The following is a 16,483-nucleotide window of genomic DNA, read 5'->3' as shown; positions in this document are numbered from 1 at the left end:
TGGTGCTGACCGAGTTGAGAATCGAGTCGCTGGGCGCCATCAGCGTCGCGACCGCCGAGTTCGGTGACGGCCTGACCGTACTGACCGGAGAGACCGGGACCGGCAAGACGATGGTGGTGACCGGCCTGCACCTGTTGGGCGGTGCCCGTGCCGACCCGGCGCGGGTCCGGTCCCGGGTCGGATCGCGCTGTCGTCGAAGGACGTTTCACCACAACCGATTTGGACCAGGCGGTGGCTGCCGGGCTGGACGATGTCCTGGACGCCTCCGGCGCCGAGCGCGACGAAGACGGCAGCGTGATTGCGCTGCGTACGGTGAACCGGGACGGTCCGTCCCGCGCCTACCTCGGCGGCCGCAGCGTGCCGGCGAAATCGCTGAGCGGGTTCACCACCCAGCTGTTGGCTCTGCACGGGCAGAATGACCAGCTGCGGCTGATGCGGCCCGACGAGCAGCGTGCCGCCCTGGACCGCTTCGCGGCGGTCGGCCCGGCCGTGCAGCGGTACCGCACGCTGCGCGATGCGTGGCTGTCTGCCCGGCGCGACCTCGCCGACCGCCGCGACCGGGCCCGTGAACTCGCCCAAGAGGCCGACCGGCTGAAGTTCGCCATCGACGAAATCGACGCCGTCGAACCGCAACCCGGTGAAGACGAGGCTCTGGTGGCCGACATCGTCCGGCTGTCCGAGCTGGACACCTTGCGCGAGGCCGCCGCCGTGGCCCGCGAGTCGTTGTCCAGCTCGTCCGAGGACGCGCTGGGCGCCACCGACACGCTGGGGCAGGCCCGGGCCGCCCTGGAGTCGACCGGTGACGCCCGGCTGCGAGAGCTGGCCGACCAGATCGGTTCGGCGCTCACCGTGGTCCTAGACGCGGCCGGCGAACTCGGCGACTATCTGGACGCGCTGCCTGTCGACGCCAGCGCGCTGGATGCCAAGCTGGCCCGGCAGGCCCAGCTGCGCACACTGACCCGCAAGTACGCCGCCGACATCGACGGGGTGCTGCAGTGGGCGGCGGAGTCCCGCGAGCGGCTGGCCCAGCTCGACGTGTCCGAGGAGGGACTGGCCGCGCTGGAGGCCCGCGTCGGTCAACTCGGGCGCGAATTGGCCCAGGCCGCAACCGAACTCAGCAAGGCTCGGCAGAAGGCGGCCAAGAAGCTGGCCAAGGAGGTCACCGCCGAGCTGTCCGGCCTGGCGATGGACAACGCCGTCTTCACCATCGACGTCGCGACCGACTCATGCCAACCGGATGACCCCGCGGCCCTGACTCTGCCCTCCGGTGAGACGGTCCGGGCCGGCGCCGACGGCGTCGACGTCGTCGAGTTCGGCTTCGCGGCGCACCGCGGGATGTCGGTGCTTCCGCTGGCCAGGAGCGCTTCCGGCGGCGAGCTGTCGCGGGTGATGCTGGCGCTGGAGGTGGTGCTCTCGGCCTCGGCCACCGGCACCACCATGGTTTTCGACGAGGTCGACGCCGGCGTGGGCGGCTGGGCGGCGGTGCAGATCGGCCGCCGGCTGGCCCGGCTGGCCCGCACCCACCAGGTCATCGTCGTCACGCACCTGCCCCAGGTGGCCGCCTACGCCGACGTCCATCTCGTGGTGCACAGTCAGGGGCCCAAAGGCGCCAGTGGTGTGCGGCGGCTGGATCACGACGACCGGGTCGCCGAACTGGCCCGGATGCTGGCCGGCCTGGGCGAATCCGACAGCGGCCGCGCGCACGCCCGCGAACTGCTGGACACCGCGCAGAGCGAGTTGTAGCTCTCCGGGCAGCGCAGCGAGCGTCCCCGGATGTGCGCCGATCTGCCGTTGCGACCGTACATTTGCGGCCCCTCGCGCCCAGGCGCCGCAACCAGCCCGCGACCAGCCTGTTACAGATGTGACGCTTTTAAACTTAAGTGACAGATGTTACGGCGCGCCTCCGCGGCCCGAACGCGCTTCGCCGACAGAATCGGCTCCCATGAAGATGTCAGCGCTGCTATCTCGCAACAGCGACCGGCCGGGTCTGGTCGGCACCGCCCGGGTCGACCGCAACATCGATCGACTGCTGCGCCGGGTGTGCCCCGGCGACATCGTGGTCCTCGACATTCTGGACCTCGATCGCATCACCGCCGACGCGCTGGTCGAAGCTGACATCGCCGCCGTCGTCAACGCCTCCCCGTCAGTCTCGGGCCGCTACCCCAATCTGGGCCCGGAGGTGCTGGTTAACAACGGCGTCACCCTGATCGACGAGACTGGTCCGGAGATCTTCAAGAAGGTCAAGGACGGCGCCAAGATTCGCCTGTACGAAGGCGGCGTCTACTCCGGTGACCGCCGGCTGATCCGCGGCACCGAGCGCACCGACCACGACATCGCCGACCTGATGCGCGAGGCCAAGAGCGGGCTGGCCGCCCACCTGGAAGCGTTCGCGGGCAACACAATCGAGTTCATCCGCAGCGAAAGCCCGCTACTGATCGACGGAATCGGCATCCCCGACATCGACGTCGACATGCGCCGCCGGCATGTGGTGATCGTCTCCGAAGAGCCCAGCGCCGCCGAAGATCTCAAAGCCCTCAAACCGTTCATCAAGGAGTACCAACCGGTGCTCGTCGGTGTCGGCCAGGGCGCCGACGTGCTGCGCAAAGCGGGGTACCGCCCGCAACTGATCGTCGGCGACCCCGACCAGATCAGCACCGAAGTCCCCAAGTGCGGCGCCCAGGTGGTGTTGCCCGCCGACGCCGACGGGCACGCTCCCGGACTGGAACGCATCCAGGATCTCGGAGTGGGAGCCATGACGTTCCCCGCGGCCGGCTCCGCGACCGATCTGGCGTTGCTGCTGGCCGACCACCATGGCGCCGCGCTGTTGGTCACCGCCGGCCACACCGCCAACATCGAGACGTTCTTCGACCGCACCCGTTCGCAGAGCAACCCGTCGACCTTCCTGACCCGACTGCGGGTGGGGGAGAAGCTGGTCGACGCCAAGGCGGTCGCCACCCTGTACCGCAATCACATCTCGGCCGGTGCCATCGCCCTGTTGGCGCTGACCATGCTGATCGCCGTCGTCGTGGTGCTGTGGGTATCGCGCACCGACGGCGTGGTGATGCACTGGATCGTCGACTACTGGAGCCAATTCACCATGTGGGTCCAGCATTTGGTGTCGTAACCCTCCCTAGAACGGTGTTTTCATGATCTCGTTACGCCAACACGCGATCTCACTGGCCGCGGTGTTCCTGGCCCTGGCGATCGGAGTGGTGCTGGGTTCCGGCTTCTTCTCCGACACGGTGTTGTCCAGCCTGCGCAACGAGAAGCGCGACCTGGCGTCGCAAATCAGCGGACTCACCGACCAGCGCAACGCGCTGAACGAAAAGCTCAGTGCGGCAAATAATTTCGATGCTCAGGTGCTCGGCCGGATCGTTCACGAAGCGTTGGCGGGCAAGACGGTGGTCGTGTTCCGCACCCCGGACGCCAGCGACGACGACGTCGCTGCGGTGTCGAAGATCGTCGGGCAGGCCGGTGGCTCGGTCACCGCAACCGTCGCGCTGACCCATGAGTTCGTCGAAGCCAACTCCGGGGAAAAACTGCGCACGGTGGTCAATTCGGCCATCCTGCCCGCCGGCACCCAACTGAGCACCAAGCTGGTCGACCAGGGGTCGCAGGCCGGTGACCTGCTCGGGATTGCGCTGCTGAGCACCGGCAAACCGGATGCGCCGCCGGTCGACGACACCCAGCGTGACACCGTGCTGGGCGCATTGCGCGAAACCGGGTTCCTGACCTACCAGCCCAACGAGCACATCGGGACGGCCAACGCCGCCATCGTCGTCACCGGCGGGGGACTGCCCGCCGACGCCGGCAACCAGGGGGTCACCGTGGCGCGGTTCACCGCCGCCCTGGCGCCGCACGGTTCGGGTGCGGTGTTGGCCGGCCGGGACGGTTCGGCGGCCGGCAGCGCCGCCGTCGCGGTGGCCCGCGCCGACGCCGGTATGGCGGGTGCGATCAGCACCGTCGACGACGTGAACGCCGAGTCCGGACGTATCACCGCCATCCTGGCCCTGCACGAGCTGGTCGGTGGTGCCCATCCCGGCCATTACGGCATCGGACACGGCGCGACGGCGGTGACCGTCCCCCAGTAGGGCGTGTTCCCCGCGGCGCGAGCCGGTGGATGTTAGGGTGGGTTTCCGTGGGTCGGCAGGCCCAGATCGTTGATTTTTCCTGCATAATGCCCTGCCCGTCTTCACGGAGGTCGCCCAGTTGCGCAAGCATCCGCAAACCGCCACCAAGCACCTCTTCGTCAGCGGTGGCGTCGCCTCTTCGCTGGGCAAGGGCCTGACCGCCAGCAGCCTCGGCCAACTGCTGACCGCGCGCGGCTTGTACGTCACGATGCAAAAGCTGGACCCCTACCTCAATGTGGATCCGGGCACCATGAACCCGTTCCAGCACGGTGAGGTGTTCGTCACCGAAGACGGCGCGGAAACCGACCTCGACGTCGGGCATTACGAGCGTTTCCTGGATCGTGACCTGTCCGGGTCGGCGAATGTCACCACCGGCCAGGTGTATTCGACGGTGATCGCCAAGGAGCGTCGCGGCGAGTACCTCGGCGACACCGTGCAGGTCATCCCGCACATCACCGACGAGATCAAGCGCCGCATCCTGGCGATGGCCGAACCCGACGCCGACGGCAACCGGCCCGACGTGGTCATCACCGAGATCGGCGGCACGGTCGGCGACATCGAGTCGCAGCCGTTCCTGGAAGCGGCCCGCCAGGTCCGCCACTACCTGGGCCGCGAAGACGTCTTCTTCCTGCACGTGTCGCTGGTGCCGTATCTGGCGCCCTCGGGGGAGCTCAAGACCAAACCGACCCAGCATTCGGTGGCCGCGCTGCGCAGCATCGGTATCAGCCCGGACGCGTTGATCCTGCGGTGCGACCGAGACGTCCCCGAAGCGTTGAAGAACAAGATCGCCCTGATGTGTGACGTCGACATCGACGGCGTCATCTCCACCCCGGACGCGCCGTCGATCTACGACATCCCGAAGGTGTTGCACCGCGAGGAACTCGACGCCTTCGTGGTGCGCCGTCTCAACCTCCCGTTCCGCGACGTCGACTGGACCGAGTGGGACGACCTGCTGCGCCGGGTGCACGAACCCCATGAGACGGTGCGAATCGCGTTGGTGGGCAAGTACGTTGAACTCTCCGACGCCTATCTCTCGGTCAGCGAGGCGCTTCGCGCCGGTGGGTTCCGGCACCGCTCCAAGGTCGAAATCAGCTGGGTCGCTTCCGATGACTGTGAAACACCGACGGGCGCCGCGCACGCGCTGGGCGACGTACACGGGGTGCTGATCCCCGGCGGCTTCGGCATCCGCGGTATCGAGGGAAAGATCGGCGCCATCCGGCATGCCCGGGCGCGCGGAATTCCGGTGCTGGGTCTGTGCCTGGGTCTGCAGTGCATCGTGATCGAGGCGGCGCGATCGGTTGGCCTCACCGAGGCCAACTCGGCCGAGTTCGAGCCGCAGACACCGGATCCGGTGATCTCCACGATGGCCGACCAGGAGCACATCGTGGCCGGCCAGGCCGACCTGGGCGGCACCATGCGACTGGGCGCCTACCCCGCCGTGCTGGAGCCGGATTCGATTGTGGCCCAGGCATACGGGACCACCGAGGTGTCCGAACGGCACCGCCACCGCTATGAGGTGAACAACAGCTACCGGGAGCAGATCGCGCAGAGCGGCCTGCGGTTCTCCGGTACCTCACCGGACGGCCATCTGGTCGAGTTCGTCGAATACCCGGCCGATCAGCACCCGTTCGTGGTCGGCACCCAGGCCCACCCCGAACTGAAGAGCCGACCCACCCGGCCGCACCCGTTGTTCGTCGCGTTCGTCAAGGCGGCCATCGATTACAAGGCGGGCGAGCTGCTGCCCGTCGAGATCCCGGAGATCCCCGATCAGCCTCCGCCCAACGGCACCGAGCACCCAGACGGCGCCGGTTCGGTGGTCGCAGCGTCGCTCCCCGAACCCGTCACCCGTGGCTGAGCACGACTTCGAGACGGTATCGTCGGAAACCCTTTATCAGGGAGCGATTTTCGCGCTACGCCGAGACCAGGTGCGGATGCCCGGCGGCAATATCGCCAAGCGGGAGGTGCTCGAGCACTACGGCGCGGTTGCGGTGGTTGCGATGGACGACGACAACAACATCGCCATGGTCTACCAGTATCGCCACACCGCCGGGCGCCGGCTGTGGGAGTTGCCCGCCGGCCTGCTCGACGCGGCGGGGGAGCCCGCCCAGCTGACTGCGGCCAGAGAACTGGAAGAGGAGGTCGGCCTGCGGGCCGGGACCTGGCGGATGCTGGTGGACATCCAGACCGCGCCCGGTTACAGCGACGAATCGGTACGCGTGTATCTGGCTACCGATCTCACCGACATCGGCCGGCCCGAGGCGCACGACGAGGAAGCCGATATGACGATGCGCTGGTTCGCCCTCGACGATGCGGTGCAGCGGGTGCTCAGTGGCGAGTTCGTCAATTCCATTGCGGTGGCCGGGATTCTGGCCACTTACGCCATCACCGGCGGACTGGCCGAACCGCGGGCGGTGGACAGCCCCTGGGTCGACAAGCCGACGGCGTTCGCCAAGCGCAAGGCCGGGCAGTGACGACGGCGCTGACGCTCGACGCGCAGCTGCAGGGCTACCTCGACCATCTGACGATCGAGCGCGGCGTCGCGGCCAACACGCTGAGCTCCTACCGTCGCGATCTGCGCCGCTACTCGAAGCATCTGGAAGAGCGGGGAATTCACGATTTGGCGCAGGTCGGCGAAGAAGACGTCGCCGAGTTCCTGGTGGCGCTGCGCCGCGGCGATCCGGAGGCCGGGGCGGCGGCGCTGTCCGCGGTATCAGCGGCGCGGGCGCTGATCGCGGTGCGCGGCCTGCACCGCTTCGCCGCCGCCGAAGGACTGGCCGCCGTGGACGTGGCGCGGTCGGTGCGCCCGCCGACACCGGGACGCCGGCTGCCCAAGAGCCTGACCATCGACCAGGTGCTGGCGTTGCTGGAGGCCGCCGGCGGCGAGGACGCCGCCGACGGTCCGTTGACGCTGCGCAACCGGGCGTTGCTGGAACTGCTGTATTCCACCGGGTCGCGGATCTCCGAAGCGGTGGGCCTGGACGTCGACGACATCGACACGCATGCCCGCTCGGTGTTGTTGCGCGGCAAGGGCGGTAAGCAGCGACTGGTGCCGATCGGGCGCCCCGCGGTGCAGGCGCTGGACGCCTACCTGGTGCGTGGCCGCCCCGATCTGGCGCGCCGTGGCCGCGGCACTCCGGCGATCTTCCTCAATGCCCGGGGCGGCCGGCTGTCCCGGCAGAGCGCGTGGCAGGTGCTGCAGGACGCCGCCGATCGGGCCGGCATCACCTCGGGTGTGTCGCCGCACATGCTGCGGCATTCGTTCGCCACCCATCTACTCGAGGGCGGCGCCGACGTCCGGGTGGTGCAGGAGTTGCTCGGTCACGCCTCGGTGACCACGACGCAGATCTATACGCTGGTCACGGTGCACGCGCTGCGCGAGGTGTGGGCCGGGGCGCACCCGCGGGCGCAGTGATCGGAGCGAAACGATTGCGACCGACGGGCCGCGTCAGCAAGGGACGGCACGGGCCACAGTGTCGGCATGAATGCCGGCCGGCACCAGGACGACGACCAGCACCAACACGGTGCCCAACACCAGCAGGCAGATGTCCCACGGTGAGCGCCGCTTGATCGCCACGGCGGCACACAGCGACAGGCTCGTGACCAGGACGGTGCCGTAGCCGAACAGCATCCAGGTGAAGCCCGCCCGCTGGGCGGCATACCAGTGCGGCAGGCATGACGATGCCACCGGGTCGCGGAACCCGAATGTTGAATTGGGTTGCAGCCGATGGTGGATCGCCAATAGGTAGCCGTCCACGATGGTGCCGAACAGATACAGCAGCAGTCCGCACGCGGCGAATGCACATATCCAGCCGAGGATCGTGCCGGTGCGCCCGGAGACCGGCGCCGCGTGGCCGGTCGGCCCGGGTTCAGCCACGGCAGGCCGCTGACCGGCCGGGTGGTCGGAAGCCGCACGTGCCGCACGGCCGGCAACGACAGCGGTCACGATAAGCAGACAGGTCCAGGCGACAAAGGCCGTGCCGCCGATCATCGCGACGATCAGACGCCATCCCCGCGCGGCGGCCGCGACCAGGGCCGCGACGACCGCAAGGTTGAACAGCACATACATCGGCGCCAGGCGGGCCGCGGCGCCGTTACCCGCCCGCCACGCTTGCTCGCTGCGCAGCGTCGACGGTGTCTTGATCCCGTTCCCGCGCCATCCGTACCCGTTGGGTTCCGTCAGCGGCAACGAGCCTTTGGCGGCCCGCCGGCAGCTGAACATCACTAACGCGCTACCGCCGGACAGGGTGATCGAGATCAGGACCGCCCAGATGAGCGCCTGCTCCACCACCGCACTCATGAGAGCACCCGAATGCGCATCCGCCGGCCCGGACTTGACTAGCCGAGGTATTCGGATTCCAGCACCAGGTCGGGCACCAGCGACTGGTATTCGACGTGCGTTTTGTGCTCCACGGTATGCCAGGACTTGCCCTGCTGCTCGCGCATGTAGGCGCGGTACTTGGGCGCACCCGGCACTTTGACATTGTCGGCCACCACGATCGAGCCGGGATGCAGCCAGCCGCGCTGCACGATGCTCAGCAGGTCGTCGAGGTAAGCGGCTTTGTCGTGGTCGATGAACACGAAATCCAAAGCGGCAGAAGTAAATCCGTGATCATTGGCCAGTGTGTCCAGGGTGCGCCCACCGTCGCCGATGGTCCCGACCACACAGGTGACCCGCTCGGCCAGGCCGGCATGCGCCCAAATCCGCCGGGCGTTGGCGGCGTTGGCTGCCGAGAACTCGACGGAGTACACCTTCGCCTTCGGTGCGGCGCGGGCGATGCGCATGGCGCTGTATCCGACGTAGGTACCCAGCTCCAGCGCCAGCGCCGGATCGGCCCGCCGCACCGCCGCGTCGAGCAGTTCCCCTTTTTCGTCCCCGACGTTGACCAACATCGACTTCTCGTAGGCGAACCTGTCGATGGTGGCCAGCGCGTCGTCCACGTCACCCGGCTTGGCGTTGTTCAGGACGTAGTCGACGGTGGCGGCTTCGCGTCCATCGCCGAACTGCCCGGTGTTCTTGAACGAGCGGGCACCGAGTCCCATCCGCAGCATCGACCATCCGAGGGTGGGCAGACGCGATAGGAGGCTCATCGGTGCCACCTTACGCACCCCCGGAAAACCGGGGCTGACAGTTGCCTGCGGGTCGTCCTACGCAGGCGGGCGCAGCCGTTAGACTTTCCTGCGATGTCCCAGCAGACGCCCGTCACCACCAGTCGCGTCCGGGTATGACCGACCACCCGGACAGCGGCCCGGAGCTCGGCCTCACCGGCCGGCCGGCGCGGGCGATTCCCGAGCCTGCCCCGCTCACCGGCCACGGGCCGGCCAAGGTCGTCGCTATGTGCAATCAGAAGGGCGGCGTCGGCAAGACCACCTCGACGATCAACTTGGGGGCGGCGCTGGCCGAGTACGGCCGCCGGGTGCTGCTGGTGGACATGGACCCGCAGGGCGCGCTGTCCGCCGGGCTGGGTGTCCCGCATTACGAGCTGGAAAAGACCATTCACAACGTGCTGGTCGAGCCGCGGGTGTCGATCGACGACGTGCTGATCCACACCCGGGTCCAAGAACCTGGACCTGGTGCCCAGCAACATCGATCTGTCCGCCGCCGAGATTCAGCTGGTCAACGAGGTGGGTCGGGAGCAAACGCTGGGACGGGCGCTGTATCCGTTGCTGGACCGCTACGACTACGTGCTGATCGACTGCCAGCCGTCACTGGGCCTGCTCACCGTCAACGGCCTGGCCTGCGCCGAAGGCGTGGTGATCCCGACGGAGTGCGAGTTCTCCCTGCGTGGGCTGGCGCTGCTCACCGACACCGTCGACAAAGTGCGCGACCGGCTCAACCCCAAACTGGACATCAGCGGGATCCTGATCACCCGCTACGACCCGCGGACCGTCAACTCCCGCGAGGTGATGGCCCGCGTCGTGGAGCGGTTCGGTGATCTAGTGTTCGACACCGTGATCACCCGCACCGTGCGCTTCCCCGAGACCAGCGTCGCCGGAGAACCCATCACGACGTGGGCGCCCCGATCCAGCGGCGCCATCGCGTATCGGGCGCTGGCGCGCGAGTTCATCAACCGATTCGGCGTGTGAACGCCGCATCCGAGAGCGGCTTCCAGGTTCGGCTGACGAATTTCGAGGGTCCGTTCGACCTGCTGTTGCAGCTCATCTTCGCGCATCGGCTCGACGTCACCGAGGTGGCGTTGCACCAGGTCACCGACGATTTCATCGCCTACACCAAGGCCATCGGCGCCCGGTTGGACCTCGACGAGACCACCGCCTTCCTGGTGGTGGCCGCGACCTTGCTGGACTTGAAGGCCGCCCGGCTGCTACCTGCCGGCCAGGTCGACGACGAGGAGGACCTGGCCCTGCTCGAGGTGCGCGACCTGCTGTTCGCGCGGCTGCTGCAGTACCGGGCGTTCAAGCACGTCGCGGAGATGTTCGCCGAGCTGGAGGCGACGGCGATGCGCAGCTATCCCCGGTCGGTGTCGCTGGAGGAGCGCTTCGACGGACTGCTGCCCGAGGTGATGATCGGGGTGGACGCCGCACGGTTCGCCGAGATCGCCGCGATCGCGTTCACCCCGCGGCCGGTTCCGACGGTGGGTGTCGGGCACCTGCACATGGAGACGGTGTCGGTGCCGGAGCAGGCCAGGCACATCTTGGCGCTGCTGGAGGGGCGCGGCAGCGGGCAGTGGGCGTCGTTTTCGGAGCTGGTCGCCGACTGCAAGGCGCCGGTCGAGATCGTCGGGCGCTTCCTGGCGCTGCTCGAACTGTATCGTTCCCGGGCGGTAGCATTCGACCAGTCCGAGCCTCTTGGCGTCCTCCAGGTGTCGTGGACCGGGGAACGACCCACCAGCCAATCGTTGCTAGAAGTGCGAGACGAGTAAGTGACCGAACACCTGCCAGACGAGCTCGACGCTGGCATCCCCGATATCGCCGAGCCCGCGGAGCTGGACCCCGACGAACTGGGCCGGGTGCTGGAGTCGCTGCTGCTGGTGGTGGACTCCCCGGTGACCGCCGAGGCGCTGGCCACCGTCATCGAGCAGCCGGTGTACCGGGTCGCGGCGAAGCTGCAGCAGATGTCCGAGGAGCTCACCGAACGCGACAGCGGCATCGACCTGCGGCAGGGCGGCGAGGGATGGCGGCTCTACACCCGGGCCCGGTTCGCGCCCTACGTCGAGAAGCTGTTGCTGGACGGTGCCCGGACCAAGCTGACCCGGGCGGCACTGGAAACTCTTGCCGTGGTCGCGTACCGCCAGCCGGTGACGCGGGCGCGGGTCAGCGCCGTGCGCGGTGTCAATGTCGACGCCGTGATGCGCACCTTGCTGGCCCGCGGTCTGATCACCGAAGTCGGCACCGACGAGGACAGCGGTGCGGTGACGTTCGCCACCACCGAATTGTTTCTGGAGCGTTTGGGTTTGACGTCCTTGACGGAGTTGCCCGACATCGCGCCGCTGCTCCCGGATGTCGACACGATCGACGACCTCAGCGAATCCCTGGACAGCGAGCCACGTTTCATGAAGCTGGCCGGTGGCCGGCCGTCCGATCCGGCTGTGGCGTTCGATGTGGACCGCGACTGATGGTCGAATTCGAAGAGCCGCAAGGCATCCGGTTGCAGAAGGTGTTGTCCCAGGCCGGGATTGCGTCGCGCCGGGCGGCCGAGAAGCTGATCGTCGAGGGCCGGGTCGAGGTGGACGGGCAGGTGGTGACCGAGCTGGGTACCCGGGTCGATCCCGACGCGTCGGTGATCCGCGTGGACGGGGCCAGGGTGGTGCTCGACGACTCGCTGGTCTACCTGGCGCTCAACAAGCCGCGCGGCATGCACTCCACCATGTCGGACGATCGCGGCCGCCCCTGCATCGGCGACCTGATCGAGCGAAAAGTCCGGGGCAACAAGAAACTTTTCCACGTCGGCCGGCTGGACGCCGACACCGAGGGGCTGATCCTGCTGACCAACGACGGGGAGCTGGCGCACCGGTTGATGCACCCGTCCCACGAAGTGCCCAAGACCTACCTTGCGACTGTGACGGGTACGGTGCCGCGCGGGTTGGGCAAGCAGTTGCGCGCCGGCATCGAATTGGAGGACGGCCCGGTGCGGGTTGACGACTTCGCGCTGGTGGATTCGATTCCGGGCAAGACGCTGGTGCGGGTGACGCTGCACGAGGGACGCAACCGCATCGTGCGCCGGATGCTGGCTGCCGTGGGGTTTCCGGTGGAAGCGTTGGTGCGCACCGATATCGGTGCGGTGACGCTGGGCAAGCAGCGGCCGGGCTCGGTGCGTGCGCTGCGGCACGACGAGATCGGGAAACTGTATCAGGCGGTCGGGCTGTGAGCGGCCTGGTGATCGCGATCGACGGTCCGGCCGGAACCGGAAAGTCCTCGGTGTCAAGGGGTTTGGCGCGCGGTCTGGGTGCACGGTTCCTCGATACCGGGGCGATGTACCGGATGGTGACGCTGGCCGTGCTGCGGGCCGGCATCGATCCGTCCGACGCCGAAGCTGTTGCGCGTTGTGCTTCGGAGGTAGAGATATCCGTCGGCTACGACCCCGATGTCAGCAGCTTTCTGCTTGGCGGAGAAGATGTTTCGGCACAGATCCGGGCCGACGACGTCACCCGGGCGGTGTCGGCGGTGTCAGCGGTGCCGGCGGTGCGGACGCGGTTGGTCGACATTCAGCGCGAACTGTCGCGGGGCGACGGGCCCATCGTGGTGGAGGGCCGCGACATCGGCACCGTGCTGTTTCCCGAAGCACCGGTGAAGATCTTCCTCACGGCTTCAGCCGAGACCCGCGCGCAGCGCCGCAACGCGCAGAACGTCCGGGCCGGGTTTCCCGACGACTACGAGGCGGTGCTGGCTGACGTGCGCCGCCGCGACCACCTGGACTCCACCCGGGCGGTCTCGCCGTTGCGGGCGGCCAGCGATGCGATCGTCGTCGACACCGGCGACATGACCGAATCCCAGGTGGTTGCCCACTTGCAGGAGTTGGTCACCCAGCGAAGTGAGGCGGTGCGGTGACCGAGGATGGCACCTGGTCGGACGAAAGTGACTGGGAATTAACTGATTCCGATTCCGAGGAGTCGGGTGAGGCGGGCCCGGCGCCGGTGGTGGCCATCGTCGGGCGTCCCAACGTCGGCAAGTCGACTCTGGTCAACCGGATCATCGGCCGGCGCGAAGCGGTGGTGCAGGACGTCCCCGGGGTGACCCGCGACCGGGTGTCCTACGACGCGCTGTGGACCGGCCGCCGGTTCGTCGTGCAGGACACCGGAGGCTGGGAGCCCGACGCCAAGGGCCTGCAGCAACTGGTGGCCGAACAGGCGTCGGTGGCCATGCGCACCGCGGACGCGGTGATCCTGGTGGTCGACGCCACCGTGGGCGCGACCACCGCCGACGAAGCCGCCGCCCGGATCCTGCTGCGCTCCGGCAAGCCAGTGTTCCTGGCCGCCAACAAGGTTGACAACGAACGGGTGGAAGCCGATGCGGCCGAACTGTGGTCGCTGGGGCTGGGGGAGCCGTACGCGATCAGTGCCATGCACGGTCGCGGAGTCGCCGATCTGCTCGACGCGGTGCTGGGCGCGCTGCCCGAGGTTGCGGAATCGGCGGCAGGTGCCGGCGGTCCGCGGCGGGTGGCGCTGGTCGGCAAACCCAACGTCGGTAAGAGTTCGCTGCTGAACAAGCTGGCCGGCGACCAGCGTTCGGTGGTGCACGACGCGGCCGGCACCACCGTGGACCCGGTGGACTCGCTGATCGAGCTGGACGGCAAGGTGTGGCGGTTCGTGGACACCGCGGGGCTGCGCCGCAAGGTCGGTCAGGCCAGCGGTCACGAGTTCTACGCCTCGGTGCGTACGCACAGTGCCATCGACGCCGCCGAGGTGGTGATCGTGCTGATCGATGCGTCCCAGCCGTTGACCGAGCAGGATCTGCGGGTGCTGTCGATGGTGATCGAGGCCGGACGGGCGCTGGTGCTGGCCTACAACAAGTGGGATCTGGTCGACGAGGACCGCCGCGATCTGCTGGACCGCGAGATCGACCGCGAGCTGGTGCAGGTGCGGTGGGCGGAGCGGGTCAACATCTCCGCCAAGACCGGCCGTGCGGTGCAGAAGCTGGTGCCGGCGATGGAGAAAGCCCTGGCGTCCTGGGACACCAGGATCGCCACCGGCCCACTGAACACCTGGATCAAAGAGGTGGTCGCCGCGACGCCGCCCCCGGTGCGCGGCGGTAAGCAGCCGCGCATCCTGTTCGCGACGCAGGCGACGGCCCGCCCGCCGACGTTCGTGCTGTTCACGTCCGGTTTCTTGGAGGCCGGTTACCGAAGGTTCCTGGAGCGGCGGCTGCGGGAAACGTTCGGGTTCGAGGGTTCGCCGATCCGGATCAATGTGCGGGTGCGGGAGAAGCGGGGCGCTCGGCGTCGCTAGGGCGGACCGGGTCTGGTTGCGCTGTCGATCGGTGCGGTGGGCAGCCGGTACTGCGAATACGCCGTCAGTCGGATCGCCGTCAGACCGCCGACGGCCGCGACCGGGATCAGGTAGTAGGCGAAGTCGCCGTCGATGACGAAAAAATAATCGATCTCTTCGGGATCAGATGTCGCGCGTACTTGCCGGAATTGGAAATCCACGCGGTCCACTCACCCGCTTGCTTCACCGTGGTCGTCTTGACCTGGATGCGTTGTACTGCAGCGCCGATCCAAACGAGTAAGTCATAGCGGCACGGCTCAAGCGGCCAGGAGACGGAGTGGCCGCACAGCGCGAACCACGCGGCTGCCATCAGTGAGCCCGCTCGGGCGAGATTGGCGCGTTGTGGACACATGACGACTGTTGGAGTCGAAGCAACCCCAGGCTGGACACTATTCCGAGGTCCGAGACCGATGCGGTCGGGCTGACAGGATTTGAACCTGCGACCCCTACACCCCCAGTGTAGTGCGCTACCAAGCTGCGCCACAGCCCGCGAGTCTGCCGCAACAAGACGACAGACGCTAGGGAACCATACATCAGGTTCGTCGCGGTCTCCGAAACGGCTCTGAATGTGCCCGCAGGCGCCGACAGCTTTCAACTTCCGCCGAGCGCCTCCCGCGCCAATGCTGCTGCGGCAGGACTCACGACGTTTTGCTGGGCCCAGCTGATGGGCTGGTCGGTCGCGTTGCGCAGGACTTGGTAGGCGGGCAGTTGGTACCGAGCGGAATCCGAGACAGGGTAGTCGACCACATCACGCCGTCGCGCGTGACGCAGATCGGGACGCGACACCGGTTCCGTTACCAGGCGCAGGTATGGGCGTTCGCTCATGCCGCCCACCTTAAAGCTTGGCGCCCAGACGATCGGGTGTCGCCAGGCGCCGCACCGGGCCGAAAGAGCAGTCCGGGACCTAAGCGTCGGCTCCCGAGGTGGTCGAAGAGTCCGGGACGTTGGGGTCCCACCGTTGCGGCGCCAGCAACCGCGCCGGCCACCGGCCGGACCGAATGAGGTCGGCGGTCTCCTCGCGTAGCACTTCGCCGATCTTCGCGGTGAGTTCTCGGGGTAGCTCCAGGCGCGTCGTCGCGGCTACTCCCAGTTGCTGGTTGAGAACGGGATCGCATGGCGCATAACGCAATCGTCCGACACCGATGTCGTGGTTGCACGCGGACAGAGGCAACACCCCGTAAGCCGTACCTGCCGCAAAGAGTGCTTTGGCGACCGCGACGGAGTCGCTGGATGCTCGGTAGCTCACTTTGACTTTCGTTCGCAGAGCGGCGTTCTCGAGAATTGCACCGATGCCGGTCGGGGAGCGGGGGATCACCAGGGGCAAGGTCGCGAGCTCTTCGAACGTAACCGCCTGGTCGGCCTGCAGATGTGATTGCGGGCCGCCCACGACAACCAGCTCTTCTTCAACCAGCGCGCGGTAGAACACCCTGTCGTCGGGTACCGGATTGATCAATGCGACGTCGACGCTTCCCCTCAGCATGGCTTCGACGAGATGGTCAGTGCTGCCGGCGGTTATCGAGAACACGGCGTTGGGGAATGCCGCGCTGAGACTGCCGATCAGCGGGGCGGCGAGAACGTCAATTGCCGTCTCCGGTAGGCCGAGCAGCATGTTGCGCTTGAGCCGTGCCAAGGGCGACGCAGCGTATTTGACGGCTAGATCCAGCTGACGCAGCGGCGCCGCCGTCGCGGCGCGTAAACGTTCGCCTGCGTCTGTCAACTGGACGCCGCGGCGGGTGCGCCGAAACAACTCGACGCCCAGGTCTTCTTCGAGTAGCTGCAGCTGGCGGCTCAGCGCGGGCTGCGCGATGCCCAGCAGTTCGGCTGCACGCGTGATCGACCCTTCCTCCGCGATGCGTAGGAAGTACTTCAACCGGTGCGTGTCCATATGTCAGTAGACGTATACCAGCCATCGAG

The 16,483-nt window shown here is 67.7% G+C and carries 15 protein-coding genes, 1 tRNA gene and 2 pseudogenes; 12 read left to right on the top strand and 6 right to left on the bottom strand.

The window, feature by feature from the left end; all coding sequences use genetic code 11:
• Nucleotides 1-2: 2 nt before the first annotated feature.
• The 6 genes and pseudogenes from recN to xerD all read left to right on the top strand — a co-directional run bounded on the left by recN (nt 3) and on the right by xerD (nt 7,542).
• Nucleotides 3-1,743: pseudogene (recN, locus tag L6444_RS15380) on the top strand (DNA repair protein RecN).
• A gap of 199 nt (nt 1,744-1,942) precedes the next feature.
• Entirely contained in the window at nt 1,943-3,124 is a 1,182-nt protein-coding gene (gene steA, locus L6444_RS15375; RefSeq protein ID WP_236975066.1) for a putative cytokinetic ring protein SteA, read from the top strand.
• A 22-nt stretch (nt 3,125-3,146) separates the two neighbouring features.
• Nucleotides 3,147-4,091, top strand: a complete 945-nt coding sequence (locus L6444_RS15370; protein WP_236975064.1) for a copper transporter — start codon at nt 3,147-3,149, stop codon at nt 4,089-4,091.
• Between the two features lie 118 nt (nt 4,092-4,209).
• Entirely contained in the window at nt 4,210-5,985 is a 1,776-nt protein-coding gene (locus L6444_RS15365) for a CTP synthase (RefSeq protein WP_236975062.1), read from the top strand.
• The gene (locus L6444_RS15360) at nt 5,978-6,601 is read left to right on the top strand and encodes an NUDIX domain-containing protein (RefSeq protein ID WP_236975060.1); all 624 of its coding nucleotides are present in this window, start codon (nt 5,978-5,980) and stop codon (nt 6,599-6,601) included. The genes L6444_RS15365 and L6444_RS15360 overlap by 8 nt, the downstream gene beginning before the upstream one ends.
• A gap of 8 nt (nt 6,602-6,609) precedes the next feature.
• Nucleotides 6,610-7,542 (top strand): site-specific tyrosine recombinase XerD, encoded by a 933-nt coding sequence (gene xerD, locus L6444_RS15355; RefSeq protein ID WP_236984158.1) that lies wholly within the window; start codon nt 6,610-6,612, stop codon nt 7,540-7,542.
• A gap of 33 nt (nt 7,543-7,575) precedes the next feature.
• Here xerD and L6444_RS15350 read toward each other — a convergent pair whose 3' ends face one another.
• Nucleotides 7,576-8,427 (bottom strand): SdpI family protein, encoded by an 852-nt coding sequence (locus tag L6444_RS15350; protein ID WP_236975058.1) that lies wholly within the window; start codon nt 8,425-8,427, stop codon nt 7,576-7,578.
• Between the two features lie 38 nt (nt 8,428-8,465).
• Entirely contained in the window at nt 8,466-9,218 is a 753-nt protein-coding gene (locus L6444_RS15345; protein WP_236975056.1) for an O-methyltransferase, read from the bottom strand.
• A gap of 134 nt (nt 9,219-9,352) precedes the next feature.
• Between L6444_RS15345 and L6444_RS15340 the strand changes: the two are divergent.
• From L6444_RS15340 to der, 6 genes and pseudogenes are all read left to right on the top strand, one after another.
• A pseudogene (locus tag L6444_RS15340) lies at nt 9,353-10,214 on the top strand (ParA family protein).
• Entirely contained in the window at nt 10,202-11,008 is an 807-nt protein-coding gene (locus L6444_RS15335; RefSeq protein ID WP_370653174.1) for a segregation/condensation protein A, read from the top strand. The pseudogene L6444_RS15340 and the gene L6444_RS15335 overlap by 13 nt, the downstream one beginning before the upstream one ends.
• Nucleotides 11,009-11,701: an SMC-Scp complex subunit ScpB gene (gene scpB, locus L6444_RS15330; RefSeq protein WP_236975052.1), complete on the top strand. Its 693-nt coding sequence runs from the start codon at nt 11,009-11,011 to the stop codon at nt 11,699-11,701. It begins immediately after the preceding gene.
• The gene (locus tag L6444_RS15325; protein WP_236975039.1) at nt 11,701-12,453 is read left to right on the top strand and encodes a pseudouridine synthase; all 753 of its coding nucleotides are present in this window, start codon (nt 11,701-11,703) and stop codon (nt 12,451-12,453) included. The genes scpB and L6444_RS15325 overlap by 1 nt, the downstream gene beginning before the upstream one ends.
• Complete coding sequence (gene cmk, locus L6444_RS15320; protein WP_236975037.1) at nt 12,450-13,133, top strand: (d)CMP kinase; 684 nt, start codon at nt 12,450-12,452, stop codon at nt 13,131-13,133. Before L6444_RS15325 ends, cmk begins: the two co-directional genes overlap by 4 nt.
• Nucleotides 13,130-14,530, top strand: coding sequence for a ribosome biogenesis GTPase Der (gene der, locus L6444_RS15315; protein ID WP_236975021.1), 1,401 nt, complete (start codon nt 13,130-13,132; stop codon nt 14,528-14,530). The genes cmk and der overlap by 4 nt, the downstream gene beginning before the upstream one ends.
• Here der and L6444_RS15310 read toward each other — a convergent pair.
• The 4 genes from L6444_RS15310 to L6444_RS15295 form a co-directional block, all read right to left on the bottom strand.
• Nucleotides 14,527-14,739, bottom strand: a complete 213-nt coding sequence (locus tag L6444_RS15310; RefSeq protein ID WP_236975019.1) for a hypothetical protein — start codon at nt 14,737-14,739, stop codon at nt 14,527-14,529. The genes der and L6444_RS15310 overlap by 4 nt on opposite strands.
• Nucleotides 14,740-14,985: 246 nt before the next feature.
• Nucleotides 14,986-15,059: transfer RNA gene (locus L6444_RS15305), tRNA-Pro, on the bottom strand.
• 101 nt (nt 15,060-15,160) lie between these two features.
• Entirely contained in the window at nt 15,161-15,394 is a 234-nt protein-coding gene (locus tag L6444_RS15300) for a hypothetical protein (protein ID WP_236975017.1), read from the bottom strand.
• Nucleotides 15,395-15,473: 79 nt separating this feature from the next.
• Entirely contained in the window at nt 15,474-16,454 is a 981-nt protein-coding gene (locus L6444_RS15295; RefSeq protein ID WP_236975015.1) for a LysR family transcriptional regulator, read from the bottom strand.
• Between the last annotated feature and the right edge of the window lie 29 nt (nt 16,455-16,483).

It is taken from the genome of Mycobacterium kiyosense, from assembly GCA_021654635.1.
GTDB lineage: Bacteria > Actinomycetota > Actinomycetes > Mycobacteriales > Mycobacteriaceae > Mycobacterium > Mycobacterium kiyosense.
Note: the sequence above shows the minus strand (reverse complement) of the source record. Positions and strands in the feature narration are given on the sequence as shown.